At 33.3% G+C, this 20,216-nt stretch carries 19 protein-coding genes and 2 pseudogenes; 4 read left to right on the top strand and 17 right to left on the bottom strand.

Features of this window, described 5'->3' with window-relative positions; translation table 11 throughout:
• Positions 1 to 187: 187 nt before the first annotated feature.
• The 5 genes and pseudogenes from ACFXN8_RS14875 to ACFXN8_RS14855 form a co-directional block, all read right to left on the bottom strand.
• Positions 188 to 604 (bottom strand): SRPBCC family protein, encoded by a 417-nt coding sequence (locus tag ACFXN8_RS14875; protein WP_386846118.1) that lies wholly within the window; start codon positions 602 to 604, stop codon positions 188 to 190.
• The gene (locus ACFXN8_RS14870) at positions 601 to 927 is read right to left on the bottom strand and encodes an ArsR/SmtB family transcription factor (RefSeq protein WP_376070137.1); all 327 of its coding nucleotides are present in this window, start codon (positions 925 to 927) and stop codon (positions 601 to 603) included. Before ACFXN8_RS14870 ends, ACFXN8_RS14875 begins: the two co-directional genes overlap by 4 nt.
• A gap of 227 nt (positions 928 to 1,154) precedes the next feature.
• Positions 1,155 to 2,609, bottom strand: coding sequence for a sensor histidine kinase (locus ACFXN8_RS14865; RefSeq protein ID WP_386846115.1), 1,455 nt, complete (start codon positions 2,607 to 2,609; stop codon positions 1,155 to 1,157).
• Positions 2,602 to 3,288: a response regulator transcription factor gene (locus ACFXN8_RS14860; RefSeq protein WP_386846113.1), complete on the bottom strand. Its 687-nt coding sequence runs from the start codon at positions 3,286 to 3,288 to the stop codon at positions 2,602 to 2,604. Before ACFXN8_RS14860 ends, ACFXN8_RS14865 begins: the two co-directional genes overlap by 8 nt.
• Positions 3,289 to 4,009: 721 nt before the next feature.
• A pseudogene (locus ACFXN8_RS14855) lies at positions 4,010 to 5,454 on the bottom strand (Tn3 family transposase); the annotation flags it as partial.
• 83 nt (positions 5,455 to 5,537) lie between these two features.
• Here ACFXN8_RS14855 and ACFXN8_RS14850 point away from each other — a divergent pair.
• The 3 genes from ACFXN8_RS14850 (at position 5,538) to ACFXN8_RS14840 (ending at position 7,846) form a co-directional block, all read left to right on the top strand.
• Positions 5,538 to 6,113 (top strand): recombinase family protein, encoded by a 576-nt coding sequence (locus tag ACFXN8_RS14850; protein ID WP_033728358.1) that lies wholly within the window; start codon positions 5,538 to 5,540, stop codon positions 6,111 to 6,113.
• 63 nt (positions 6,114 to 6,176) lie between these two features.
• The gene (locus tag ACFXN8_RS14845; RefSeq protein WP_376070131.1) at positions 6,177 to 7,139 is read left to right on the top strand and encodes a helix-turn-helix transcriptional regulator; all 963 of its coding nucleotides are present in this window, start codon (positions 6,177 to 6,179) and stop codon (positions 7,137 to 7,139) included.
• A 74-nt stretch (positions 7,140 to 7,213) separates the two neighbouring features.
• On the top strand, positions 7,214 to 7,846 hold the full coding sequence (locus tag ACFXN8_RS14840) for a type 1 glutamine amidotransferase family protein (RefSeq protein WP_376070129.1): 633 nt from the start codon (positions 7,214 to 7,216) through the stop codon (positions 7,844 to 7,846).
• A 433-nt stretch (positions 7,847 to 8,279) separates the two neighbouring features.
• On the opposite strand, the gene ACFXN8_RS14835 is transcribed toward ACFXN8_RS14840, so the two are convergent.
• From ACFXN8_RS14835 to ACFXN8_RS14825, 3 genes are read right to left on the bottom strand one after another with little or no spacing between them, the layout of a single operon-like run.
• Positions 8,280 to 8,594: a hypothetical protein gene (locus ACFXN8_RS14835; protein WP_386846110.1), complete on the bottom strand. Its 315-nt coding sequence runs from the start codon at positions 8,592 to 8,594 to the stop codon at positions 8,280 to 8,282.
• 48 nt (positions 8,595 to 8,642) lie between these two features.
• Positions 8,643 to 9,335 (bottom strand): ABC transporter ATP-binding protein, encoded by a 693-nt coding sequence (locus ACFXN8_RS14830; protein ID WP_376070123.1) that lies wholly within the window; start codon positions 9,333 to 9,335, stop codon positions 8,643 to 8,645.
• A gap of 10 nt (positions 9,336 to 9,345) precedes the next feature.
• Positions 9,346 to 10,773 carry an ABC transporter permease gene (locus tag ACFXN8_RS14825; protein WP_386846107.1) on the bottom strand — a complete coding sequence of 476 codons (1,428 nt, stop codon included), beginning with the start codon at positions 10,771 to 10,773 and terminating at the stop codon, positions 9,346 to 9,348.
• A gap of 174 nt (positions 10,774 to 10,947) precedes the next feature.
• Here ACFXN8_RS14825 and ACFXN8_RS14820 point away from each other — a divergent pair.
• Positions 10,948 to 11,283: pseudogene (locus tag ACFXN8_RS14820) on the top strand (SDR family NAD(P)-dependent oxidoreductase); the annotation flags it as partial.
• 260 nt (positions 11,284 to 11,543) lie between these two features.
• Here the strand turns inward: ACFXN8_RS14820 and ACFXN8_RS14815 are convergent.
• From ACFXN8_RS14815 to fabG, 9 genes are all read right to left on the bottom strand, one after another.
• Positions 11,544 to 11,789, bottom strand: coding sequence for a hypothetical protein (locus tag ACFXN8_RS14815; RefSeq protein WP_386846105.1), 246 nt, complete (start codon positions 11,787 to 11,789; stop codon positions 11,544 to 11,546).
• Between the two features lie 10 nt (positions 11,790 to 11,799).
• On the bottom strand, positions 11,800 to 12,210 hold the full coding sequence (locus ACFXN8_RS14810; protein ID WP_386846103.1) for a hypothetical protein: 411 nt from the start codon (positions 12,208 to 12,210) through the stop codon (positions 11,800 to 11,802).
• Between the two features lie 110 nt (positions 12,211 to 12,320).
• Positions 12,321 to 12,635 (bottom strand): DUF5713 family protein, encoded by a 315-nt coding sequence (locus tag ACFXN8_RS14805; protein ID WP_386846101.1) that lies wholly within the window; start codon positions 12,633 to 12,635, stop codon positions 12,321 to 12,323.
• Positions 12,636 to 12,704: 69 nt separating this feature from the next.
• On the bottom strand, positions 12,705 to 14,369 hold the full coding sequence (locus ACFXN8_RS14800) for an Imm51 family immunity protein (RefSeq protein WP_386846099.1): 1,665 nt from the start codon (positions 14,367 to 14,369) through the stop codon (positions 12,705 to 12,707).
• Positions 14,370 to 15,032: 663 nt separating this feature from the next.
• Complete coding sequence (locus ACFXN8_RS14795) at positions 15,033 to 15,329, bottom strand: PQQ-binding-like beta-propeller repeat protein (RefSeq protein ID WP_386846124.1); 297 nt, start codon at positions 15,327 to 15,329, stop codon at positions 15,033 to 15,035.
• A gap of 180 nt (positions 15,330 to 15,509) precedes the next feature.
• On the bottom strand, positions 15,510 to 16,997 hold the full coding sequence (locus ACFXN8_RS14790; RefSeq protein ID WP_386846097.1) for a phytoene desaturase family protein: 1,488 nt from the start codon (positions 16,995 to 16,997) through the stop codon (positions 15,510 to 15,512).
• Between the two features lie 257 nt (positions 16,998 to 17,254).
• Positions 17,255 to 18,397 (bottom strand): MFS transporter, encoded by a 1,143-nt coding sequence (locus tag ACFXN8_RS14785; protein WP_386846095.1) that lies wholly within the window; start codon positions 18,395 to 18,397, stop codon positions 17,255 to 17,257.
• Positions 18,398 to 18,411: 14 nt separating this feature from the next.
• A complete protein-coding gene (locus tag ACFXN8_RS14780; RefSeq protein WP_386846093.1) occupies positions 18,412 to 19,494 on the bottom strand; it encodes a peptidogalycan biosysnthesis protein in 1,083 nt (360 codons plus the stop codon).
• A complete protein-coding gene (gene fabG, locus ACFXN8_RS14775; RefSeq protein WP_386846091.1) occupies positions 19,494 to 20,207 on the bottom strand; it encodes a 3-oxoacyl-ACP reductase FabG in 714 nt (237 codons plus the stop codon). The genes ACFXN8_RS14780 and fabG overlap by 1 nt, the downstream gene beginning before the upstream one ends.
• Positions 20,208 to 20,216: the final 9 nt, after the last annotated feature.

Raw genomic sequence — 20,216 nt, 5'->3', positions numbered from 1 at the left:
GTACTCCTTTCCGATTCCGTGACATCCGCCGGAGGCTTTAACTTCTTTCAGCCTTTGCTGAAAGAAGTTAAAAAAAGGACGCTTTTCGTGTTCCGAAAAGCGTCCAACGATTAATATGAATTCTTTGTTACCTGCTAAAAAAGTTAATATTGAAAAGTAGGTAACTTAGAAAATGAAGAAATCATTTTTACAGCTCAGCTAACACTTTTTCGAGCTGATTACCATTGTTAATCCAAGCGTATTTAGCGCCTTCTATTGCTCCTTGGCGAGCTTTCGTTGCTTCACTGAATCCGCTTTGATCAAGATGTAAATGTGTAGTTCCATCTGAGCCTTCTGTCAACGTCCATGTCACAGTAGTAGTTTCTCCGGCACTTGCCCAAGTGTAAGATATTGTATGAGGTTCTTCCACTATAAGTACCTCGCAATTGACAACTCCATCCCACCATTCATTTGGCTCAGCTCGGAATTGGAATTTATGTCCTACGATTGGTTTAAAGTCATTTTTCCATATCCATTTTGCAAGAGTGTCTGAATCCGTTAATGCGTTCCAAACTTTCTCAATTGAACTTGTAAATTGATAATCTAAAGATACATCTGCTTTCATTTTTCTTCCTCCAATAAAAGATTTAATATAGCCATTCTTTCTTTCCAGAATCCTTCGTAATACGATACCCAATCTTGAATTTCCTTCAACGGACCGGCATTCAACCGATACCTCGTTTCTCTACCAACCCTTCGAGCAATTACGAGATCAGCATTTTTAAGGATAGCCAAATGCTTAGAAACTGCTGTGCGACCCATTTGAAATTGAGACGTTAATTCGTGAAGAGGTAATTCTTCTACGTCTGCTAGTAAACGTATTAATTGACGTCTTGTTGGGTCAGCAATCGCAGCATAAACATCACGCTCTAGATTTTTCTCGCTCAAAATCCCCTCTCCCTTATGAATTGGACACTAAATGGTGTCTTAATTATATGACACCATTTAGTGTCCAGTCAATTTTTATTTTGAGACAATGGCATTCTTTTTATTCTTTTATTTATCAATTATATAGAAAACATTCCACAACAATAAAAAAAGAGTGTCAACCTTTACAATTTGACACTCTTTTGACTGATATTTTTATGTGGAATAGAATTTTTTTAAATTGCTAACTACCATCTCCCTTTAGGAATAGTAGCTAAAAATTGAACACCATTTTGGGTATTATTCATTAAATAGGTAATAGAAAGAGATTCAAATATTTGTTTTACAATATAAAGACCTAGTCCGCTGCCACCAGTATTTCTATTTCTCGATTTTTCGATTCTATAAAATGGCTCAAATAATTGTTGTATTTCCTCTTCTTTAATTATGACTCCTGTATTCATCACTTGTATTTGAATCTGATTTTCTTTTGGAAGCTCAGTCACCTCTATAAGTACCGTTTCTCCGTGTGGTGAATACGTAATTGCATTATGAATGATGTTTTTGAAAGCTTTTTCTAATAAATCACGATCTGTGCGTACATTCATGTTAGGAGAAATTTGTTTTATAATTCGAATGTCTTTTTGAGAAGCAAAAAAACCGAGATCTTTCGTTATTGAATCTAATAATTCTAAAAGGTTGACCTCTTCCAATTGTAGTTTTAAGGTATCTTGTTCTAGTTTAGACATGCTCAAAATCTCTCGAACTAATTGTTCCATTCCTTCGATAATTTTGTGGTTTTTTTCTAAGTAGAGGTCACGATTTTGATAAGGGCCGATATTATAAATCATCCCTTCTAAATATCCTTTCATAACAGTAAGCGGAGTTTTTAATTCATGTGCAACTGTTGCGAAAAATTCTCGGCGTTTTGTTTCGATTTTTCTCTCTCTTTCAATATCATCTTTTAATTGCTCATTTGCTTTTTGTAAATCGAGCATAGTTTGTTGCAAGTTATTCGACATCTCATTCAAGCTATTGGATAGTTCCTCTAATTCATCATTTGAACGAACTACGATGTTTTCGGAAAAATCCAAGTTTGCCATCTTTTGCGCACCCTCATTAATATAGATGAGAGGTTTTGTAATGAACCTTGAATATAAATAGGCACTTCCCAATCCAATAACCATTACAATGATACTTATAAAAGGTAGAAAACGTACTAAGACCTGCGACGCTTCATCAATAGGTTGAAATGTCGCGAATACAGTAACCATTAAATTATTTTCATCGAGGAATTGAATGGGCAAAGTAACATTAAATGCATTATTAAGGTTTTCTGCATTCTGTATTGGTGCTGTTTTTGCAGTAAGTATTGGTGGTTGCGTATTCCCCTGAATAAAAAAAGAAGGCGAATATATAATAGTTCCTTCTTTGGTTTGTAAGTAAATGATGGCATTGTTTTCTTTGGTGTACTCATCCAAAAGTGGTATCGCATTTTTTAATGCTAAATTTTTAGATTCACCAATTATTTCCTCTATTCCAGATTGGAGTTGATTGGTTTTATATTGTTCATAAAATGTTGGAAGGAAGAAGTATAAAGTTAAATAAATCAAGACTGCAAAAGATAACAATATGAGAGATGTGATCATAAAGAGCTTATAGGTTATTCGTTTCATCTTCATGATGTTGACAATCCTATTCATCGATTTTGTATCCAATACCCTTTACTGTTTTAATATAGGGTATATTTAATTTTTTTCTTAGATTTTTTATATGTGTATCAATCATCCGTGTTTCTCCTGTATAATCATATCCCCAAATTTTTTCTACAATTATTTCTCTAGTAAGCACTTTCTTTTCATTATGAAGTAGTAGTTGTAAAATTTCGAATTCTTTAGTTGTTAACGGTATTTCAGCTTCATTAACATAAGCTTTATATCCGTCGCAATCGACATTCAGTTCATTAAAATTTAAATGATTATCTCTATTTTTATAACAACTTCTTCTTAGAACCGCTTGTACTCGTCTGATCAACACATGAAATGAAAAGGGTTTTGTTATATAATCATCAATCCCTATATCAAAGCCTTTCATTTGATCTTGTTCTTCTTCTAAAGCCGTCAACATAATAATGGGTATGTTTGACTGACTACGGATCATTTTGGCAACTTCAAATCCATTAAGGTTTGGCATCATTACATCAAGAAGAATTAAATCAAAGGATTGTGTATTAAAACGTTTCATTCCCTCTAACCCATCTGAAGCAACCTCTATTGTATAATGTTGTGTCATCAAAAACTGTTTAACTAATTCTTGAATTTCTAAATCGTCTTCTACTACAAGAACATGATAGTTCATCGATATATCCCCCTCGAAGCACATTATAACCTTTCAATCTGTAGTTTATGTGAAGATACCTCATGTTCCCTTTAAAACCTCTACTATCCTCTTATTCATAAAACAAATATTCATACTGACATGGAATCGATAAATGCTGCTGACGCTAACTTTTATCATTTCCTTAAATAGTTAACAAAATATATATCATTACTCGATAATCTCATTTGCGAAGATGGGGGTCTTTGCGACGTTGTTTTGATAACCGCATTGAGCGCGCAATCGACTGAAAAGAAAGCTTTTGGCTTCAACTTCTCTACATAAACTCCTCAACATCTCCACACAGATACCAGATTGGTCATGTACATTAATTGTTAGGAAGAAAATTGATTTTAATCTCCTTTATATATGCACTTCAAATGGAGTGTTCAGAATCAATATTTATCTTTCTATTCAGCAGTTATCTTTCAACGTATTCAATTAAGGAGAAGTTTTTATGAATAAAATCAATCTACGTCCATGGTTATTTTTGGTCGTATTTATGTTATTAATGTGTTCGTGTTTGACATACGTATCGCTTAAAGCTTTAGGAGCAGAGGAGATCTTCTTTACTTGTTAATATGATCATGATTAAAATATCTTAAAAGTATTTTTTAATATGATAATAATAAGAATCCATTTAGAAAAAGATGGATTCTTATTTTGTCGTTTAGGGGTACCGTCAGGAAAATGCGGATTTACAACGCTAAGCCCATTTTTAACAACGTTAAGAAAATTTCAATGGTCTTAAAGAATCTAACGAGATTATTTTTTCTGGATTAAAATTGTATTCTCCAAGTAAATTAATATGTTCCCAACCTAGAGGCGACATATGGTGCAATAATTCTTCATTAAAACTATCTGACCTTTTTGATATTCAACTGCTTTTGTTAGATGTAAGGTATTCCAAATACTGATGGCATTTCATTATGTTTAAAGCACTGGCTCTTTGCAATTGATGCTGTATGGTTCGTTCCCCTATGCTCTCCTTGTTTTCCAAAGAAAATAGCTCTTGCCAGCTAAGCTGTTTTGTCTTGAATAAGAACCTAATTTCTCCATAATAAGGGATGCTGAGACTGTTCCTTCTCTTATTGAATGGGCAAACCGCAAAACATCTTCATAATTTTCTTCAATGACCTTTGTATTTATTTGTCCACGTAAAATAGCTTTTAGTTTTGGATACTCACTTGCTTTATCTATTGTAAATAATTTTGAGTCCGATAGATCTCTTATCCTTGGAGCAAATTTAAATCCTAATAAATGAGTTAATCCGAAAATTTGGTCTGTGTAACCAGCTGTGCCTGTATAATGTTCCTCAATATTTAGATCTGTCTCATGGTGTAATAAACCATCCAAAACATGAATTGCATCCCTTGAATTAGTATGAATAATTTTTGTGTAGTAAGAAGAGAATTGATCACTCGTAAATCGATAGATGGTGGCTCCTTTTCCAGTTCCGTAATGTGGGTTTGCATCTGCATGTAGTGATGAAACACCTAGCTGCATTCTCATTCCGTCTGACGAAGAAGTTGTACCGTCTCCCCAATAGGAAGACAATTGTAATTTGTGATGAAAATTTACTAATAAGGCTTGGGCTTTATTCATTGCGTCTTCATACATGCGCCATTGAGACACATTGGCTAGTTGCTTATATGTAAGTCCTGGTCCCATCTTACTCAATCCAATATTCATTCCCATTCCTAAAATTGCAGCCATGATAATAATTGTTTCTTCTTTATCTGGTTTTCGATTATTGGAAGCATGAGTAAATTGCTCATGAAATCCTGTTATATATGCAACATCCATAAGTAAATCAGTTAATTTTATTCTTGGTAGCATTTGATAAAGACTTGCACTAAATTTCTTTGCTTCTTCTGGAGCATTCTTTTCTAAGCGTGAAATTGACAGTTTTCCTTTTTTAAGAGAAACCCCATCTAATTTATTAAAATTGGCAGACAACCACTTTAGTCTTTCGTTAAGGCTGCTGGTTCTCTCTGACAAATAGTCTTCGTATGATAAACTCACTGATAACCTCGTATTCTCTTTCGTTTGATTCCATGTATCTTCCGAAAACAAATATTCCTCAAAATCTCTATATTGTCTACTGCCCACAATGGATACATCACCAGCACGAACATGTTCCCTTAGTTCTGTTAAAACAGCCAGAATGTACTCTATTGATACAAGTGTAGGAGACTGATAAAATCATAGTTAAGAGCGTCTCATAAGACTTGTCTCAAAAATGAGGTGATATTTTGCGAAAAATCGGTTATATACGTGTCAGTTCAACTAGCCAGAATCCTTCAAGGCAATTTCAGCAACTGAACGAAATCGGAATGGATATTATTTTTGAAGAAAAAGTTTCCGGAGCAACAAAAGATCGTGAGCAACTTCAAAAAATGTTAGAGGATATACAAGAAGGTGACATCATTTATGTTACGGACTTAACTCGGATTACTCGTAGTACACAAGATTTATTTGAATTAATCGATAACATACGGAGTAAAAAGGCAAATTTAAAATCCTTAAAAGATACATGGCTAGATTTATCAGAAGATAATCCCTACAGCCAATTCTTAATTACGGTTATGGCGGGTGTAAACCAATTAGAACGTGATCTTATCCGTATGCGGCAGCGTGAAGGGATTGAACTGGCTAAGAAAGAAGGAAAGTTTAAAGGTCGGTTAAAGAAGTACCATAAAAATCATGCAGGAATGAATTATGCAGTAAAGCTTTATAAAGAGGGAGATATGACTGTAAATCAAATTTGTGAAATTACAAATGTGTCTAGGGCCTCATTATATAGAAAGCTATCGGAAAGGAACAGTTGATGAGTTATACCAAAAATCGGAAATATATAATAGAAAATAAAATTCATATAGAGGTGGAATTATATGCCTAAAATTGACAATATGTTAGCAATTCTATGGATGCTTCGTTCAGGTGAAAAAATTACTGCAAAACAAATTTCAGAAAAGTTAGAGATGAATATAAGGACTGTGTATCGTTATATTGATACAATTTCAACAAGTGGCGTACCTATAATTTCAGAACCAGGACATAACGGTGGATACACTTTATTGAACAATTTTATTGAGGCTCCTCTATTTTTTGATTTTGAGGAGCAAACTTCACTTTATCATGCTGCTGTTTTTGCAGAAGAAGCTGGATATTATGGTGGTGAAGCACTAAATAGGGCTATTTCAAAGCTAAGTAAATATTCAAATCAAGAGCAGGAAACAAAAATAAACCAACATTTAACTAGTCTTGAAGTAATAAGTCGATTAAGTTCACCCTCTATGGAACCTTTTTTGAAGGAGTTGGAGCAGGCCGTAGCTGACGGGTACTCAGTAAAAATTCTTTACCATAAAAGTGGCGAAAAGCAATTAAATTATAGATTGGTCGATCCGTACAGAATTATCTATTGGAATAATAAGTGGTATGTGATTGGATTTTGTCATCTTAGGAATGATATCCGTAGTTTTAGAGTAGATCGAATTGAAAGTCTAATGCTAACCGAAAATAAGTTTAACCGACCAGAAAATTTTTCAGCACGTGACTTTTTTATAAAAAATCTTCTTCCAACTATAGAAGATAAGGAAGGGATTATTTCTTTGGTTATTAATGGGGATAAAAGTGTATTGGCTGATATTTGCCAACATTGGTTTTTAGGACATTATTTACAAGAACGGACTTCAAATCAAGCAGTTTTTCTTCTTGAAAAAGATATGATACATACATATGTACCTTATTTACTTTTACCGTACAATAAATCTATTAAAGTTATTGAGCCAATAAGTCTTAAGAAAAGACTTATTGAAGTTCTGTCGGAATTAATAAAATTTCATCAAGTATGATAACTTCCCTGACGTTAACTGTCAGGGAAGTTATATTATAATTGCTATATCAATTGTGATTGGAGTGTTATTGGATGCAAACAAAAAAAGTTTTTCTATATGTATTTAATACAATGTCGGACTGGGAATATGGATATTTAATTGCTGAACTAAACTCAGGAAGATATTTCAAAAAAGATTTAGCACCTTTAAAAGTAATTACAGTAGGAGCTAATAAAGAAATGATTACTACTATGGGAGGACTGAGCATAAAACCAGATATTTCCCTTGATGAATGTACTCTTGAGAGTAAAGATCTTTTAATTTTACCAGGAGGGACTACTTGGAGTGAAGAAATTCATCAACCTATCTTGGAAAGAATTGGCCAAGCTTTAAAGATTGGCACTATTGTTGCTGCAATTTGTGGTGCAACTGATGCCCTCGCGAATATGGGATACTTAGATACTAGAAAGCATACAAGTAATAACTTAGAATATACTAAAATGGTATGTCCTAACTATAAAGGAGAAAAGTTCTATGAGTTGGGATCTGCGGTATCTGATGCGAATTTAGTTACTGCATCAGGAATAGCTCCTCTGGAATTTGCAATGGAGGTACTGAAAAAAATAGATGTATTTACACCAGATGCATTACATTCATGGTATAACCTAAATAAGACTCATAAACCTGAATACTTCTTCCAGTTAATGGATTCAATAAATAGATGAGCTAAAAAAAGCAACTTAGCAGATTTATATTAGTTTAAATAATTACCATGCTTTAGACAATGTCAAAGCATGGTTTTTGAATATAACTTAAAAATGCTTATGGAGTAATGAAAAAGCCCAATTTCTCTATTAATTAACGGTGAAGTTGGGCTTTTTAGTATTGAAAATTCCTTAACGTTGTAAATCCGCATTTTCCTGACGGTACCCCGTTTAAAGCTTTATTTGTTATATTTTCGATTTTACAAATGTCTACTGATAGATTTTTACATAAAATATTGATAAAGATACAAAGTTCCCCCTAAGATAAACATGTTTTAATTTTCGCCTGTTTATCCTAGGGGGAACATATGCTATTCATAACCGATTATTTACGCCTGGTTGTAAATCTGTCGAGCTATAGTATCATAAAATTTATTTAATGCATGAAAGAATTTCAATTAGGAGATGTAGAACCTTGTATCATATCTTCTTCTGAATTAGATGAGTAAGGATCCCACTGTTCTGGTGTCCGTTCACCTGGATTTGATGTGAATTCCTCCCACTGCTCTGGCGTCATTTCTCCTCTTGGATTTGGAGATTCCCGCTGCCGCTGGTCGGGAATCTTTTCTTCTGAATACGTATTATTATCTTGGTCCATATTGGTTTCACTTTGATCCAGGTTTCCACCTAAATTAATCAAATTCGCAAATAAACCAATTGCTATTCCGATAGATACTAAGCCAATGGATGCTGCTATTTTCGTCCACATCTTTTTCACTCCAATTTTACATTTTTATAAAAGAGTTTCGATAAAATTTTATTCCCGTTTCTTCTTCAAATTTTTACAAACCAAATTTCGTTGTTCAAGATAAACTACCCTATCAGACTGCTTAGCGACTTCCTGAGAATGCGTAACAACGATGATACATTTATTTTCTTTATGAGCAAGTTCTTTGAACAATTCGACAATTTCATCTGAAGTTTTCTCATCTAGATTACCAGTCGGTTCATCCGCAATTAATAAATCTACTTCACAAGATAATGCACGAGCTATGGCTACACGCTGTTGTTGACCGCCACTTAGCTGTAAAACTTTTCTTTTTGCTTCGATTTCCGACAAGCCAACCATTTCTAATAACTCAAGAGCTCTTCTCTTTTTATCATTTATTTTAACTCCTGTAATTTCCATTGCCGTGACGACATTTTGAAGAGCCGTCATATACGTAATAAGATTATAAGATTGAAAAATTATCGAAACATATTTATTTCTATATTTATCTAAACCAATTTTCCGTATATCTTTTCCTTTGTAGAGCACATGTCCTTCTTTAGGATTGTCTAATCCACTTGCCAGACTAAGTGCCGTAGTTTTTCCTGAACCTGAAGGACCTAAAATACTATAGAAACACCCTGTTTCAAAGGTAAAGTTGACATTCTCTAATAAAGTATTCTTCCCATTATTACTTTGATAATAGTAATTTAAATTTTTAAATTGTAATATGATGTCCATATGACTCCTCCTACTCATCTTTTAATAGAATTTCTTTTGGATTTAAGCGAAGAATTGATAATGCTGGTATAAGCGTTGATAAAATCGCAATTAATAGCCCTAGGCCACCTAAATTCAGCACATCTTGTGATGATATACTTACATCAATATTGTCGATAGGTTCCACATCCTTATCTTGTTTATTCATACTTCCAAACGAGAATCCTAAAGTATTTGATTCTTGTTGTTGATCTTCAGCAGCAATAACTTCTTGCTGTAATAAACTGTCTCCCATTTTTTGAGACACTGATTTACCTGTAATGATAGAAATGCCAAATGCTAGAACAGCTATACATAATACTTCTACTAACAATTGTCCTATTAATTTCCTCTTTTTTTCACCGATAGCCAATAGAATACCTAATTCCTTACGTCGCTCTTTTATGGTCAACATAATAATAAGACCTAATATAATGGATCCTGCAATGGATACTAAATAGACAATCATTTTGGAAGTAGCGGCAATATTCTCGATAGGGCCTACCATTTTTTGATATAAAGCATCATGCGCATCTAACTTAAATAGATCGAAATCAATATTTGTTTTCTTTGCGTCTGCTTTAAAATCCTCAATATTTTCTGGATCATTTAAGTAGTAAATTGCTTCGTTAATAGATACATCCTTTTTATCATTTTCTTCATCCATTTCTTTCGTCGAATCATAAGTAGTGTATACTTTGTTAGATGGGTGCATCATAGCTGGTAAATTTTCCTCAAAGTCAGTTATTCCAGAGTTTTTGTATATCCCTATTATTTCTAACTCAACATCCGATGTTTCATCAGTTGATTTAATCTTTAACTTATCACCAACTTGAAGCTCGTTTTGTTCAGCTAACCGTTTTTCAATCAGAGCTACTTTCTTATTCGCATCCTCTGATGTAACTGGACGACCGTCAATAATTTCATTCGTTCCATCTGTAAAATCTTGCATTAAATCAGAACTTCTTACACCTTGGATAAATGTATTAGGCATTTTCATATTTCCAGAGTTACTACCACCTACTGTTCCAACTACTCCTTCATCATCTTTTTCACTATTAATAGGTGCAAAATCATCTGCTACAAGCATTTCACTTTTAAGATAGTTGTAGTCTATTACATAAGGTGATTTAGCTAATTGGTCTGCTTCTTCTACCAAAAGTTCCGGATGCTTTATTTTTCCATTCGGATTCTCTTCTCGCTGTTTCGCCACATTTTCCATAAGCTTCTCTTCATCGATTCTAAGACTTACGTCTACACCTAATGTTTGTCTAGCGTGATCATTCGCCTTTTGTGAGACATTTTGAATAGCGAAACCCGCTAATACTAAATTGGAAACTACTAGAAATACAGTGAATAATATTAGCGATTTTCCCTTCCTTGCTTTAACACTTAAAAATGCTCGTTTGATAAAATTCATTTTTATTACCTCCTTGATAGCTATACTATATATGGGTGACCTGTAGTTTATATGGAGATACTGCGGAGTTTATCTAGAGATATACAGGAGTTTATGTGGATCAATTTGTGAACTTTATTTTTGGATGAACAATTATTTTATAATAAAAAAGACGCAATTCCCCCCACCGTATAGGATTCCTTTATCAGCGTAAATATGAAAGGAATGTCTCATTGTGTAAAAGCAGTTGTTCCTTATATGAAGAAGCAACATTCAGGTGTGATTGTAAATATGGGTAGCGTAGCGGGAATGACTTAAATAGGCTCATCTATCCCCTATGCAGCAACAAAATCAGCCATTCACACAATGACTAGATCATTCGCTATCGCATTAGCACCTAATATTAGAGTAAATTGTTTATCTCCTGGTGCGATTAAAACAAGATGGTGGTCTGGGAATGAAGAAAAAATGTATCAACTTGCAGGTACCTTACCACTGAAAAGAATATCTATACCAGATGATATTGCAGAGGAAAAAATCAAATTAAAAGAATAGTAATAGATGCGGAAATATAAAAGAGGGAGTCTAAGAGGGTTTAAGTGAATGTAAGTATTGTGGTTAGAGATTAATCAACTCTTTTTTCGTTTACTTGTTGGCATAATATGAAAGCACGTTGCGAGAAAAATTTGGGAAGTATAACGAACGAGCGTTGAAAATTGAGGAATCTGACTAAGTAGAATAAAGAGAAAAGGAGTAGCGAATGCTACTCCTTTTTGTTTAATTTAAAACTATTAATGATGTTGCACTTCGGGATAGTTCGTTGAACAAGCTATCTGCATCAAATAAGGAACAGCCGCATAGGTAACTGTATAAATGGTATTTTGATGAAACAAATAGTCTTCAAAAAGCGCGTCAACTGTTTCTTGGTCGTATGCTTGCTTCAATCGCTGTAATAACGCTGGCACATTTTCTCCAGAGCCATATGGTCCTGTCAGATTTCGCCATACCGCACTCGTCAATTCAAGCGAAACGAACACCTCCCTCTAATTACCACTCACGCCAATCATCTGTTAACTCATAACGTCCAAGATTCTGACTTTTAGTAAGGTCATCAATATCAAATCCACAATGAATCAGCACTTGGTCAAAATAGTCGCAAAGCTCCTCTCGTTCTTCAGTTTCAATTAATCCGCCTCCACCTACCTCATTAATCTCATTTAGGGCAAGTACCGCCGTTTCAATAGATTTCATAATTGCAGGATAGCTATCTGGCTGATTTGGCAGTTTCGCAATGGATGCTGCATACTGCTCTAGCACCATTTCCGTCTGATGAATAAAACTATCTGGAAACAATTCCGCGTAAATACAGTCATCTTTCTCAATCAATCCAGCAGTAAATTCTTCCTCTTCTTCTCTTTTAGCATTGCGCCAGCGTGACGTTGGTCGAATAACTTGCATAGGCCATTCCCCTTTATCTTGAGTTTCTAATTAGTAAAAAACCCCTCTTAAAAAGCCTTTATAATATAGAGTATTTGGTAGCATCGTAACAGTTATTTAAACATAACTCACTACCATTCACGTTCTCTTAATGCGTCTTCAATATCAAGCTTCACGTTGTATACATCCAATATATCAATAACAGTTAATGCAATACTATCTCGTGCAACAGTTTCAATTTCACTGTCATGTTCTAAGAATTCGTCTTCTAAATCATTTATCGCACGTGTAATTTCATCAAATTTTACTTGTATATCTTCTAATGAATGGGGACCTTGCTCTAAATAGCAGACAATTTGCTCCAATATACCTTTAATTTTATCTACTAAAAATTTAGGATAATAACTATCTTGATACATACCCCTTAAATAATTGATTTCTTTCATCTAAAACTCCTCCTTCAACTCTACTATCCCTCAATAATCTCCAAGTAAAACCAGTTCTTTTCCCCTCTATTAATCCAATATCGCCCTAGAAAATAAATCATGTATCTTTTGATCATTTTCACAAGCTTGTTTAAATCCAACAGCGAATCGCAACAATGCGTCCTTTTCGCTGGCATACGCACAGAACATATCTGCTTCTGGGTCAAAACGCACAATGCCTTCTAGCTCTGGCAACTTCTCTTGCAAATACACATCCGCAAGCGAGCACCAATCGTAGCCGTTACCTTGAAATCCTTCGTCTGCCCGTGTTTCAAACAACTCCTGTTTATAAATGCCTACTTCTAATAGGAACGAAATATTTCCACTATCATGTTCTAACCATCTAAACGGTTTTAGTTCTTCATTCACCATTTGAGCATGTAGACTAGCTAACTTATCCATTGTAAAACTTAATATCCCCTCTTGACTTACAATTTCCCCCTGCTCTATGCGTTCATTTAACCAACTTGAAACAAAGTCTGGGGCATATCCTCCTGTACTGAAACCTTGTGCAAGTGCAATGATATTCTTGTAATCCGCTAAATATTGCGCTTGCGTCACCTTCGAATTAGCACCAGTGTACAACCAAAACTGGATATCATACATCAGCATGGATAGTTCGTCTGCATGTAAAGCAAAATAGCCTTTGTCCTCTACAATTTGCGTACAAATACCTCGAATAACTGCTTCCATCCGATTTCCCTCTCCAGTTTTCTCACATAACGACTGTAACAAAGGAGAGAACGGTACATGTTTCACCATATCCAAATCGTCAAGTTTATCTTGTTCTGATGTATCGAACACTTCCTCATTCACCAATCCGACAATAAAAGTCTCAAAGTTCGGCGCAAGGAAAGTAATATAGTAATCAGCCTCTTGGTCTACATGTACAACAGCAGGTTCACCATCTGCACCACATGCACGATAATCAAGCATAATGACATCATGACCTGCCGACGGGCAATCGGCTATGACAACGCCAATATTTGGGTAGCCCCATTCTTCCAACATAAAACTGCTTCCCAAACTGCCACACAAGCTATTAGCCTTTTCGCGACCAATGCCCATAATTCCTGTAATCGCCACATGATTTTCTGCCCATGAAGTCGGCATAGCCGTTGGAAAACAAGTGTTAACTGGCATACCGCCGTTCTGTTGTTGCATAAACCAAATATAATCTGCTGGCAATTTATAGCCAAGTTCCTCTTCTATAGAAGCAATCATTTCAGTAGTGGGGGACACTTCTACATAATTTTTATACGCATAATCGCTTTTTTCCCAAAATTGACTGAAATCACGCTCATGAAAAGGTACAAGCTTGATATCATCTAGCGCTTCCGCTGACTTTTTCATAATATTCCGACATGCTACTATATACTCTTCAGTTCTAGTATCAAACTGTAATTCCTTCGCTTTTTCAAATGCAGCCAGTGCTTCTTGCCATTCCTGGATATAGAAATAAGCATAGCCAACACGCCAATGCCAATCTGCATCTTGTTGCCCCTGTTTTTTAACTGTGCATAACTGGGACAACGCTTCATGATAACGCCCTAAATTATTAAGCGCACGACCATAATGACCTACTATTTCGTAATCTCGCTCTGACTTAGACAATTGTTCAATCGCTTCTACAATTTTGTCATGTTGACTTTCCTCATACCATTTTTCTAACATATTCAATAATTTTTTTGGCATAATCCCACTCCCTCTCAATCATCTTGTAATTCAGCTAAACAAGTATCTTGTATTCTTGTGATGTTTGGTTAATGAATCACTAAATCAATCAACTCTTTTGCTTCCTTTAAAGAACATCCTGATAAGTCTATCAATTCTTTCATAAAAGGCAGATAATAACGTTTTGCAAATTTTTCTCTATATTTATCAGAATCTATTGTTGTGTTGCCATTGGGTAAAACATACTTTCACTTCAATAGATATTAAAAAAATTATAATATACTTCAAACCAGATAACAAACGTACGTTCCTTTCTGATCTATAAAGCTCCAAAATGAACCGTTAGCTGTAAGTGAGTTTCATTGTCATAAATAGATGATATTAAGTATTGGTAGTAATCACCTTTGCTATCTTCAACATTTAGATCTACATTGTACAATCCTACCCAAATCTTTTTTTCATCTTTGATGTTAATTAAAGGAATCTATTTAGATGTTTCCATCGTGACACCTCTAGCCATTTATAAATTACATTTACTAACACCTGAAATTTAGACCAAACGCAAACTATTATAAGTATCCGTCATTTCAAATACATATGATGTTGATAAAATGAACCTTATAGTTTCGTCGAATTTGCCTATAAAAACTACCAGTACAGCGGTTGTTGAGTATCCCAGAAGATCTAGCGGTACGATTCACGTATTGAACTTGTGCTAATCTCATACGGACTTGGCTCTGTACTAGTCAAATCAATTATATGTAGCATTCCATTGTATGTACCGACAAGCAATGTTGTCTCGTCAGAGTTTAATGCCATGCCACTGATTGTCCCAGATACGTAGTAACGCCAAAGTTTATTCCCCTCATAGTCGTCTTGTTTAAATGCGATACAGCCACGAACCGGTGTATAATCCATTAAGTCTGCCTTTTGGATTGTCTCAATGTACCATTTTGAAAAATCATTTTGTTGTGTTGTCATTGTTCTTTCCTCCGTTTCTGCAAGTTGTTTGCCACCAAAACTGAATAAATAAAAAGCACAAAGCTATCCTCTGAATAAGGACGTCTTCGTGCCAATTAATGTCTGAACAATCTTGTTCGTGTACAACTATTTAAAGATTTAGTCACAAAGACTTCTGTACGGAAATGTAAGTATAAATCTTTAATGGCTATTAGAAAGAGCTTGATTCGACATTTCCATAATTTTTTCAGCCGTCAATCTACCTGAACGCATCACACCATAGACACCATGGGCGCTTTGAGACCAGTGACCAGTTAAATACAATCCCTTAATTGGCGTTTCTGGTCCAAACATGTCTGTTCCGATTCGAATAGTGTTTTTCATCCATCCATATATAGAACCACCATCATTAAGCGTAAATCGATGAATAGTTCTTGGTGTGGCAAACTCATAAAAATGGAGTCTTTCTTTAATACCTGGTATTTTCTTTTCCAACATATTTAAATATTTATCTACAATAAATTCTTTACCTTTTTCATCTCTTATTTTTTCTAAGTAATGTGAATCACAGAGAGACATAACATTTATTATAGAATAACCTTTGGGTGCTAAGCTTGTCTCTGATACTGATGGGCAGCAAAATGAAATCACTGGAACGTTATCATTATTAAGTGGATCAAAGCAAAAATCCCTAGAGTTTTCTATGTTTTTTTCGGATATATAAACAGTTTCATGAGAAAAATCCGTTTGATTCCAATCCTTATTTTTTATCACACCGTACAATACAACTGCAGAATAGGAATTTTTTAGATTTCGCAATTGTTTTTTAAAGGATTGTGGTAACAGTTTTTCATCCATCATTTGAGTGAAAGTATTTTTTATGTCTGCATTTGAAATAATTGTTTTAGCTTTATAATGATTTCCTCTATGATCAACAACACCCTCTACGTCCGAACCATTAAACAATATTTTTTCAACTTTTCTATTAACTATGACTTTACATCCACTCTCTAGTATATATTTTTTCAATACATTACTTAATTGTTGTGAATTACCTTTAGGATAGAAAGCTCCTCCGTTGTAACTAGCCATTATATTTATCATTTTAAAAGTTGACAGTTCGTCAATAGAAACTCCTGCAAATAAAACTAATGAACTTAGAAGTAATTTGATATGAGGGTGTGTAAAATGCTCATCTAAATATTCCTTAAATGATGTTTTTTCTAATTCTATTATTCTTTTAAGCACGTCTGTATTATAATTTCCTTTTAAACTACCTATATATTTTATTTCGTCTATCACGTTTCTAATAGATGCTTGTTCTACTGGAAATAATGTTTGTAGTAGACTTTTGAATTTATCTAATTCTCCAGGAATTGAGAATAATTCATCTTCTATTTTTACTGTAATCATTGGATCAATTCGGGTAAATTTAATTTGATCTAACAAACCTAATTTATTATATAAATTATAAATTTCTCCCCCTTCTTCCCCTCCGCCTATTACATGAATAGCGCTATCAAAGATATAATTAGACCTCTTAAAAGTATGAGCTAAACCACCTACAAAATAGTGTTGTTCTAGAACAAGTACCTTATACCCTGATTGAGTTAATAATGCGGCAGATGTTAATCCAGCTAATCCAGAACCAATAACTATTATATCGTACTGATTATCACTATTATTCATATTTTACTCCTTTGTTCAGTTAAATTTATTAAGAACATTTATTGGATATAGTTGCATTAATATAGAGGCGAAATCTATTAAATTAGCATTCCCAAGAAGATTTTATTATTGAAAAAATAGTGGCAAAATCATCATCAACAGTATTAGATGATTTTGCCAAAAAATTATTTTAGTCAGTTGTAATCCATTTTTTCAACGTATTATAGTGTTGCATCAAATTTTCGAACTACATTTATGCCAGTTTCATAGTTCGTTTTTCATTTTTCCAATTCATAATTTATAGTACCTCTCTTATTAGCAAATAATGAAAAAACTATATTCATTATTAATGCGAAAATCGGAAAAGCCGATGCATAGTAAAATACCTTTGATAAAGATTCACTTGCAATAGGACTTAATATTAATGAACCTAAAGACACTCCTAAATAGGACATTAAACCAAAAATAGAGAAAGCATCTGTTTTAGCCATATTGTCTTTTACTTTTGCAATTCTGTTGTAAAAAAGATTCATTAGTCCACCATAAGAAGAACCAAATACAACAGCATTTATTATTAATAATACATAATTATTTGTATCACCTATTAAATAGGTACTAATTGTTATTAATAATATAGTAATCGGCACTACTATTTTTTCAGAAATATAAGAAGTGATTGTCAACGTATACACTTGAGATAAGAGAAATGCCAACCAAAAAAATAAGTAAAATATATCTATTCGCAAGTTTAATCCTTCTAATAATAATGGCAGATAGGCAATAACAGCCCCATAACAGAGAGAAATTAATAGAAAAGCTATATAATTAATTACATAATCTAAGCTAAATACATTTTTATTTATATGTTTTAATCTACTACCTAGTTCAATTGGAACTGCTTGTTTTTTAATGAAGAAACTTGTTAGTACAGTCGTAATTGCTACACTAAAGAGAAATAGGTATAGGTACATCTTATTTTCAATACCATAAAATAAATATAATCCTAAAAATGGAGCGGTAGCAGACGCCATTCCCATAAAAGAATTATGAAGACCAATACTTAATTTTTTATTATCACCTATATTAACAATAAGTGTAAGTAACACAGGAGAAACAATCCCAACCCCTAAGCCTAAAAAAGATGCGCCAACATAATATAAAAATAGACTATTTGCATCCAATACTAATAGTCCAAATCCCATACAATATAGTATTAAACCTACCTTCAATAATGATTCTTCACTAAAATGAACTTTCAGTAAAAAAAACCTAACAATAAGTAATGCAGCCATAAATGTTCCTAAAACATATCCCGAAGTTGCTGCAGAATTAGATATAGCGTAAACTAACAACGGTAGTATAGAGGTTAATAAGCTAAACAGAAAATTAAATATGAAAACGATATATAATATTTTTTTCAATATTTCACCCTTTTTCAATTAAATACTTTCGTTAACACACGTACGACAAATTTACCCATAAATTTATTTCTTATTGAAATGAAGGAATTTGTATCAATTAATTGGCAACCAATACTTTTCTTTGTATCATATGTTGTTGGTCCACAATACATTTTTTTAAATCCATTATTTATGGCGTAGTCAATTGAAACGTAATATAGATTAAAATATGCAAAACATGAAGTAGAATGTTTATAATCCATCCCTACGTGTTTGAAAATTAGATGATCATTGTCTTCTACCAATAAAGCAAAAGCAATTATTTCTCCCTCAAATTCGATAATTAGCCACCTATAGCAATCGTTCATATTGATCCAATTACTAAAACTTTCTTCTGAATAATTGATTATGCTCGGAACAGCATCATTTCTTAACGCTGTGTTGTTGTATAGTTGGTAAATTTTTGAGTAATCTTTGATTTCATCACAATTACATATATATATTTCAGCACCATATTCTTGTAGGATTTTTTGTTTATTTCTTACATCCCATCTTTTTTTCTTTTTTAAACTTTGGAGATAGTCATCGAATGTATTATATTCTGTGTTCAATACAGTATTAGGGTAAAATGGAATTCGGACAAAGTTTTTTTCCTTTAATTTTTGATTGAGTAATTCGTCATAAACATTACTTACAAACACTGAATCACATTTAATTTGGTCGTAAATTACATTTCTACAGGATACAATGAATTCATCTAAGAATAAGTCATTTTTTCCATGTATTCCTTTAAATGAAGATAGCGGATTTGTGATGAAAACGACTTTAAATTTTAAAGGATTTAAATGGACTTTGTTTAACGAATCTATTGCTTTTTTCATAGAACCCGACATAAAAGTTCCTACATCTAATTTTCTAATAATATAACCTGTTGAAAAATATAAGATTTCACCATTTTTTTTTCCAACCAAATATATTGGTTCATAATCATTCAGCGTCTCTTCTAAAAATAAGAACCAATTTTTAGAGATTTCACTTGAATTTAAAAAGTGTGATTCAATAAATCCAGCTTCATCCTTATAAATATCTTTATATTTCCTATATAATTTTATTTCCATTATATAGATAAACCTCCGTCCACTATTAGGTTTTGACCAGTAATATATAAAGATTCATCTGAGCTAAGAAATCTGATAACACCTGTTATATCTTTTGTTTCTCCGAAACGGCCTAAAGTAATATTTGGCAAAAATTTTTCTTTATTTATGTTTTCTGTCATTTCAGTATTAATAAATCCCGGGCTAATTACATTCACTCTTACTCCATATGCCCCTACTTCTTTAGCTAATGTTCTAGTAAGAGAAATAATTCCTGCTTTAGATGCAGAGTAATTTGTTTGACCAGGAATTCCTATTACACCAGAAATAGATGAAATGTTTATGACTACACCACTTTTTCTTTTACACATTTCTTTTAATGCAAATTTACTATAGTTAAATGTTCCATTTAAATTTGTTTCTATAACTGAATTCCAACTTTTTTGATCCATAAAACTAATGGTTTTATCCTTTGTAATCCCAGCATTATTAATTAAACAATCTATTTTTCCATGTTTTTCACATATGGTCTTGATGATATTTTTTGCTAATTCATAGTCACTTACATCTGCTTGAAAAGAATAAACATTGTTATTTTCTTCTTCGATTTTCATTGCCTTTACTTTGCTTTTATTATATGTGAAGTATACAATCCAGCCTCTAGAAGAGAAGTTTTTTACTATCGCTTCCCCTATTCCTTGTGATCCGCCTGTAATAAGAACTACTTTATCCATTATGCTAAT

The organism is Lysinibacillus sp. NPDC059133 (genome assembly GCF_042755925.1).
GTDB lineage: Bacteria > Bacillota > Bacilli > Bacillales_A > Planococcaceae > Lysinibacillus.
The sequence above is the reverse complement of the archived record's forward strand: the minus strand, read 5'-3'. Positions and strand labels throughout refer to the sequence as shown.

Coding starts and splice junctions, on each gene's coding strand:
- ACFXN8_RS14875 (WP_386846118.1), bottom strand. CDS start 604: ATGAAAGCAGATGTATCTTTAGATTATCAATTTACAAGTTCAATTGAG.
- ACFXN8_RS14865 (WP_386846115.1), bottom strand. CDS start 2,609: ATGAATAGGATTGTCAACATCATGAAGATGAAACGAATAACCTATAAG.
- ACFXN8_RS14860 (WP_386846113.1), bottom strand. CDS start 3,288: ATGTGCTTCGAGGGGGATATATCGATGAACTATCATGTTCTTGTAGTA.
- ACFXN8_RS14845 (WP_376070131.1), top strand. CDS start 6,177: ATGCCTAAAATTGACAATATGTTAGCAATTCTATGGATGCTTCGTTCA.
- ACFXN8_RS14840 (WP_376070129.1), top strand. CDS start 7,214: ATGCAAACAAAAAAAGTTTTTCTATATGTATTTAATACAATGTCGGAC.
- ACFXN8_RS14835 (WP_386846110.1), bottom strand. CDS start 8,594: ATGTGGACGAAAATAGCAGCATCCATTGGCTTAGTATCTATCGGAATA.
- ACFXN8_RS14830 (WP_376070123.1), bottom strand. CDS start 9,335: ATGGACATCATATTACAATTTAAAAATTTAAATTACTATTATCAAAGT.
- ACFXN8_RS14825 (WP_386846107.1), bottom strand. CDS start 10,773: ATGAATTTTATCAAACGAGCATTTTTAAGTGTTAAAGCAAGGAAGGGA.
- ACFXN8_RS14810 (WP_386846103.1), bottom strand. CDS start 12,210: ATGCAAGTTATTCGACCAACGTCACGCTGGCGCAATGCTAAAAGAGAA.
- ACFXN8_RS14805 (WP_386846101.1), bottom strand. CDS start 12,635: ATGAAAGAAATCAATTATTTAAGGGGTATGTATCAAGATAGTTATTAT.
- ACFXN8_RS14800 (WP_386846099.1), bottom strand. CDS start 14,369: ATGCCAAAAAAATTATTGAATATGTTAGAAAAATGGTATGAGGAAAGT.
- ACFXN8_RS14795 (WP_386846124.1), bottom strand. CDS start 15,329: ATGACAACACAACAAAATGATTTTTCAAAATGGTACATTGAGACAATC.
- ACFXN8_RS14790 (WP_386846097.1), bottom strand. CDS start 16,997: ATGAATAATAGTGATAATCAGTACGATATAATAGTTATTGGTTCTGGA.
- ACFXN8_RS14780 (WP_386846093.1), bottom strand. CDS start 19,494: ATGGAAATAAAATTATATAGGAAATATAAAGATATTTATAAGGATGAA.
- fabG (WP_386846091.1), bottom strand. CDS start 20,207: ATGGATAAAGTAGTTCTTATTACAGGCGGATCACAAGGAATAGGGGAA.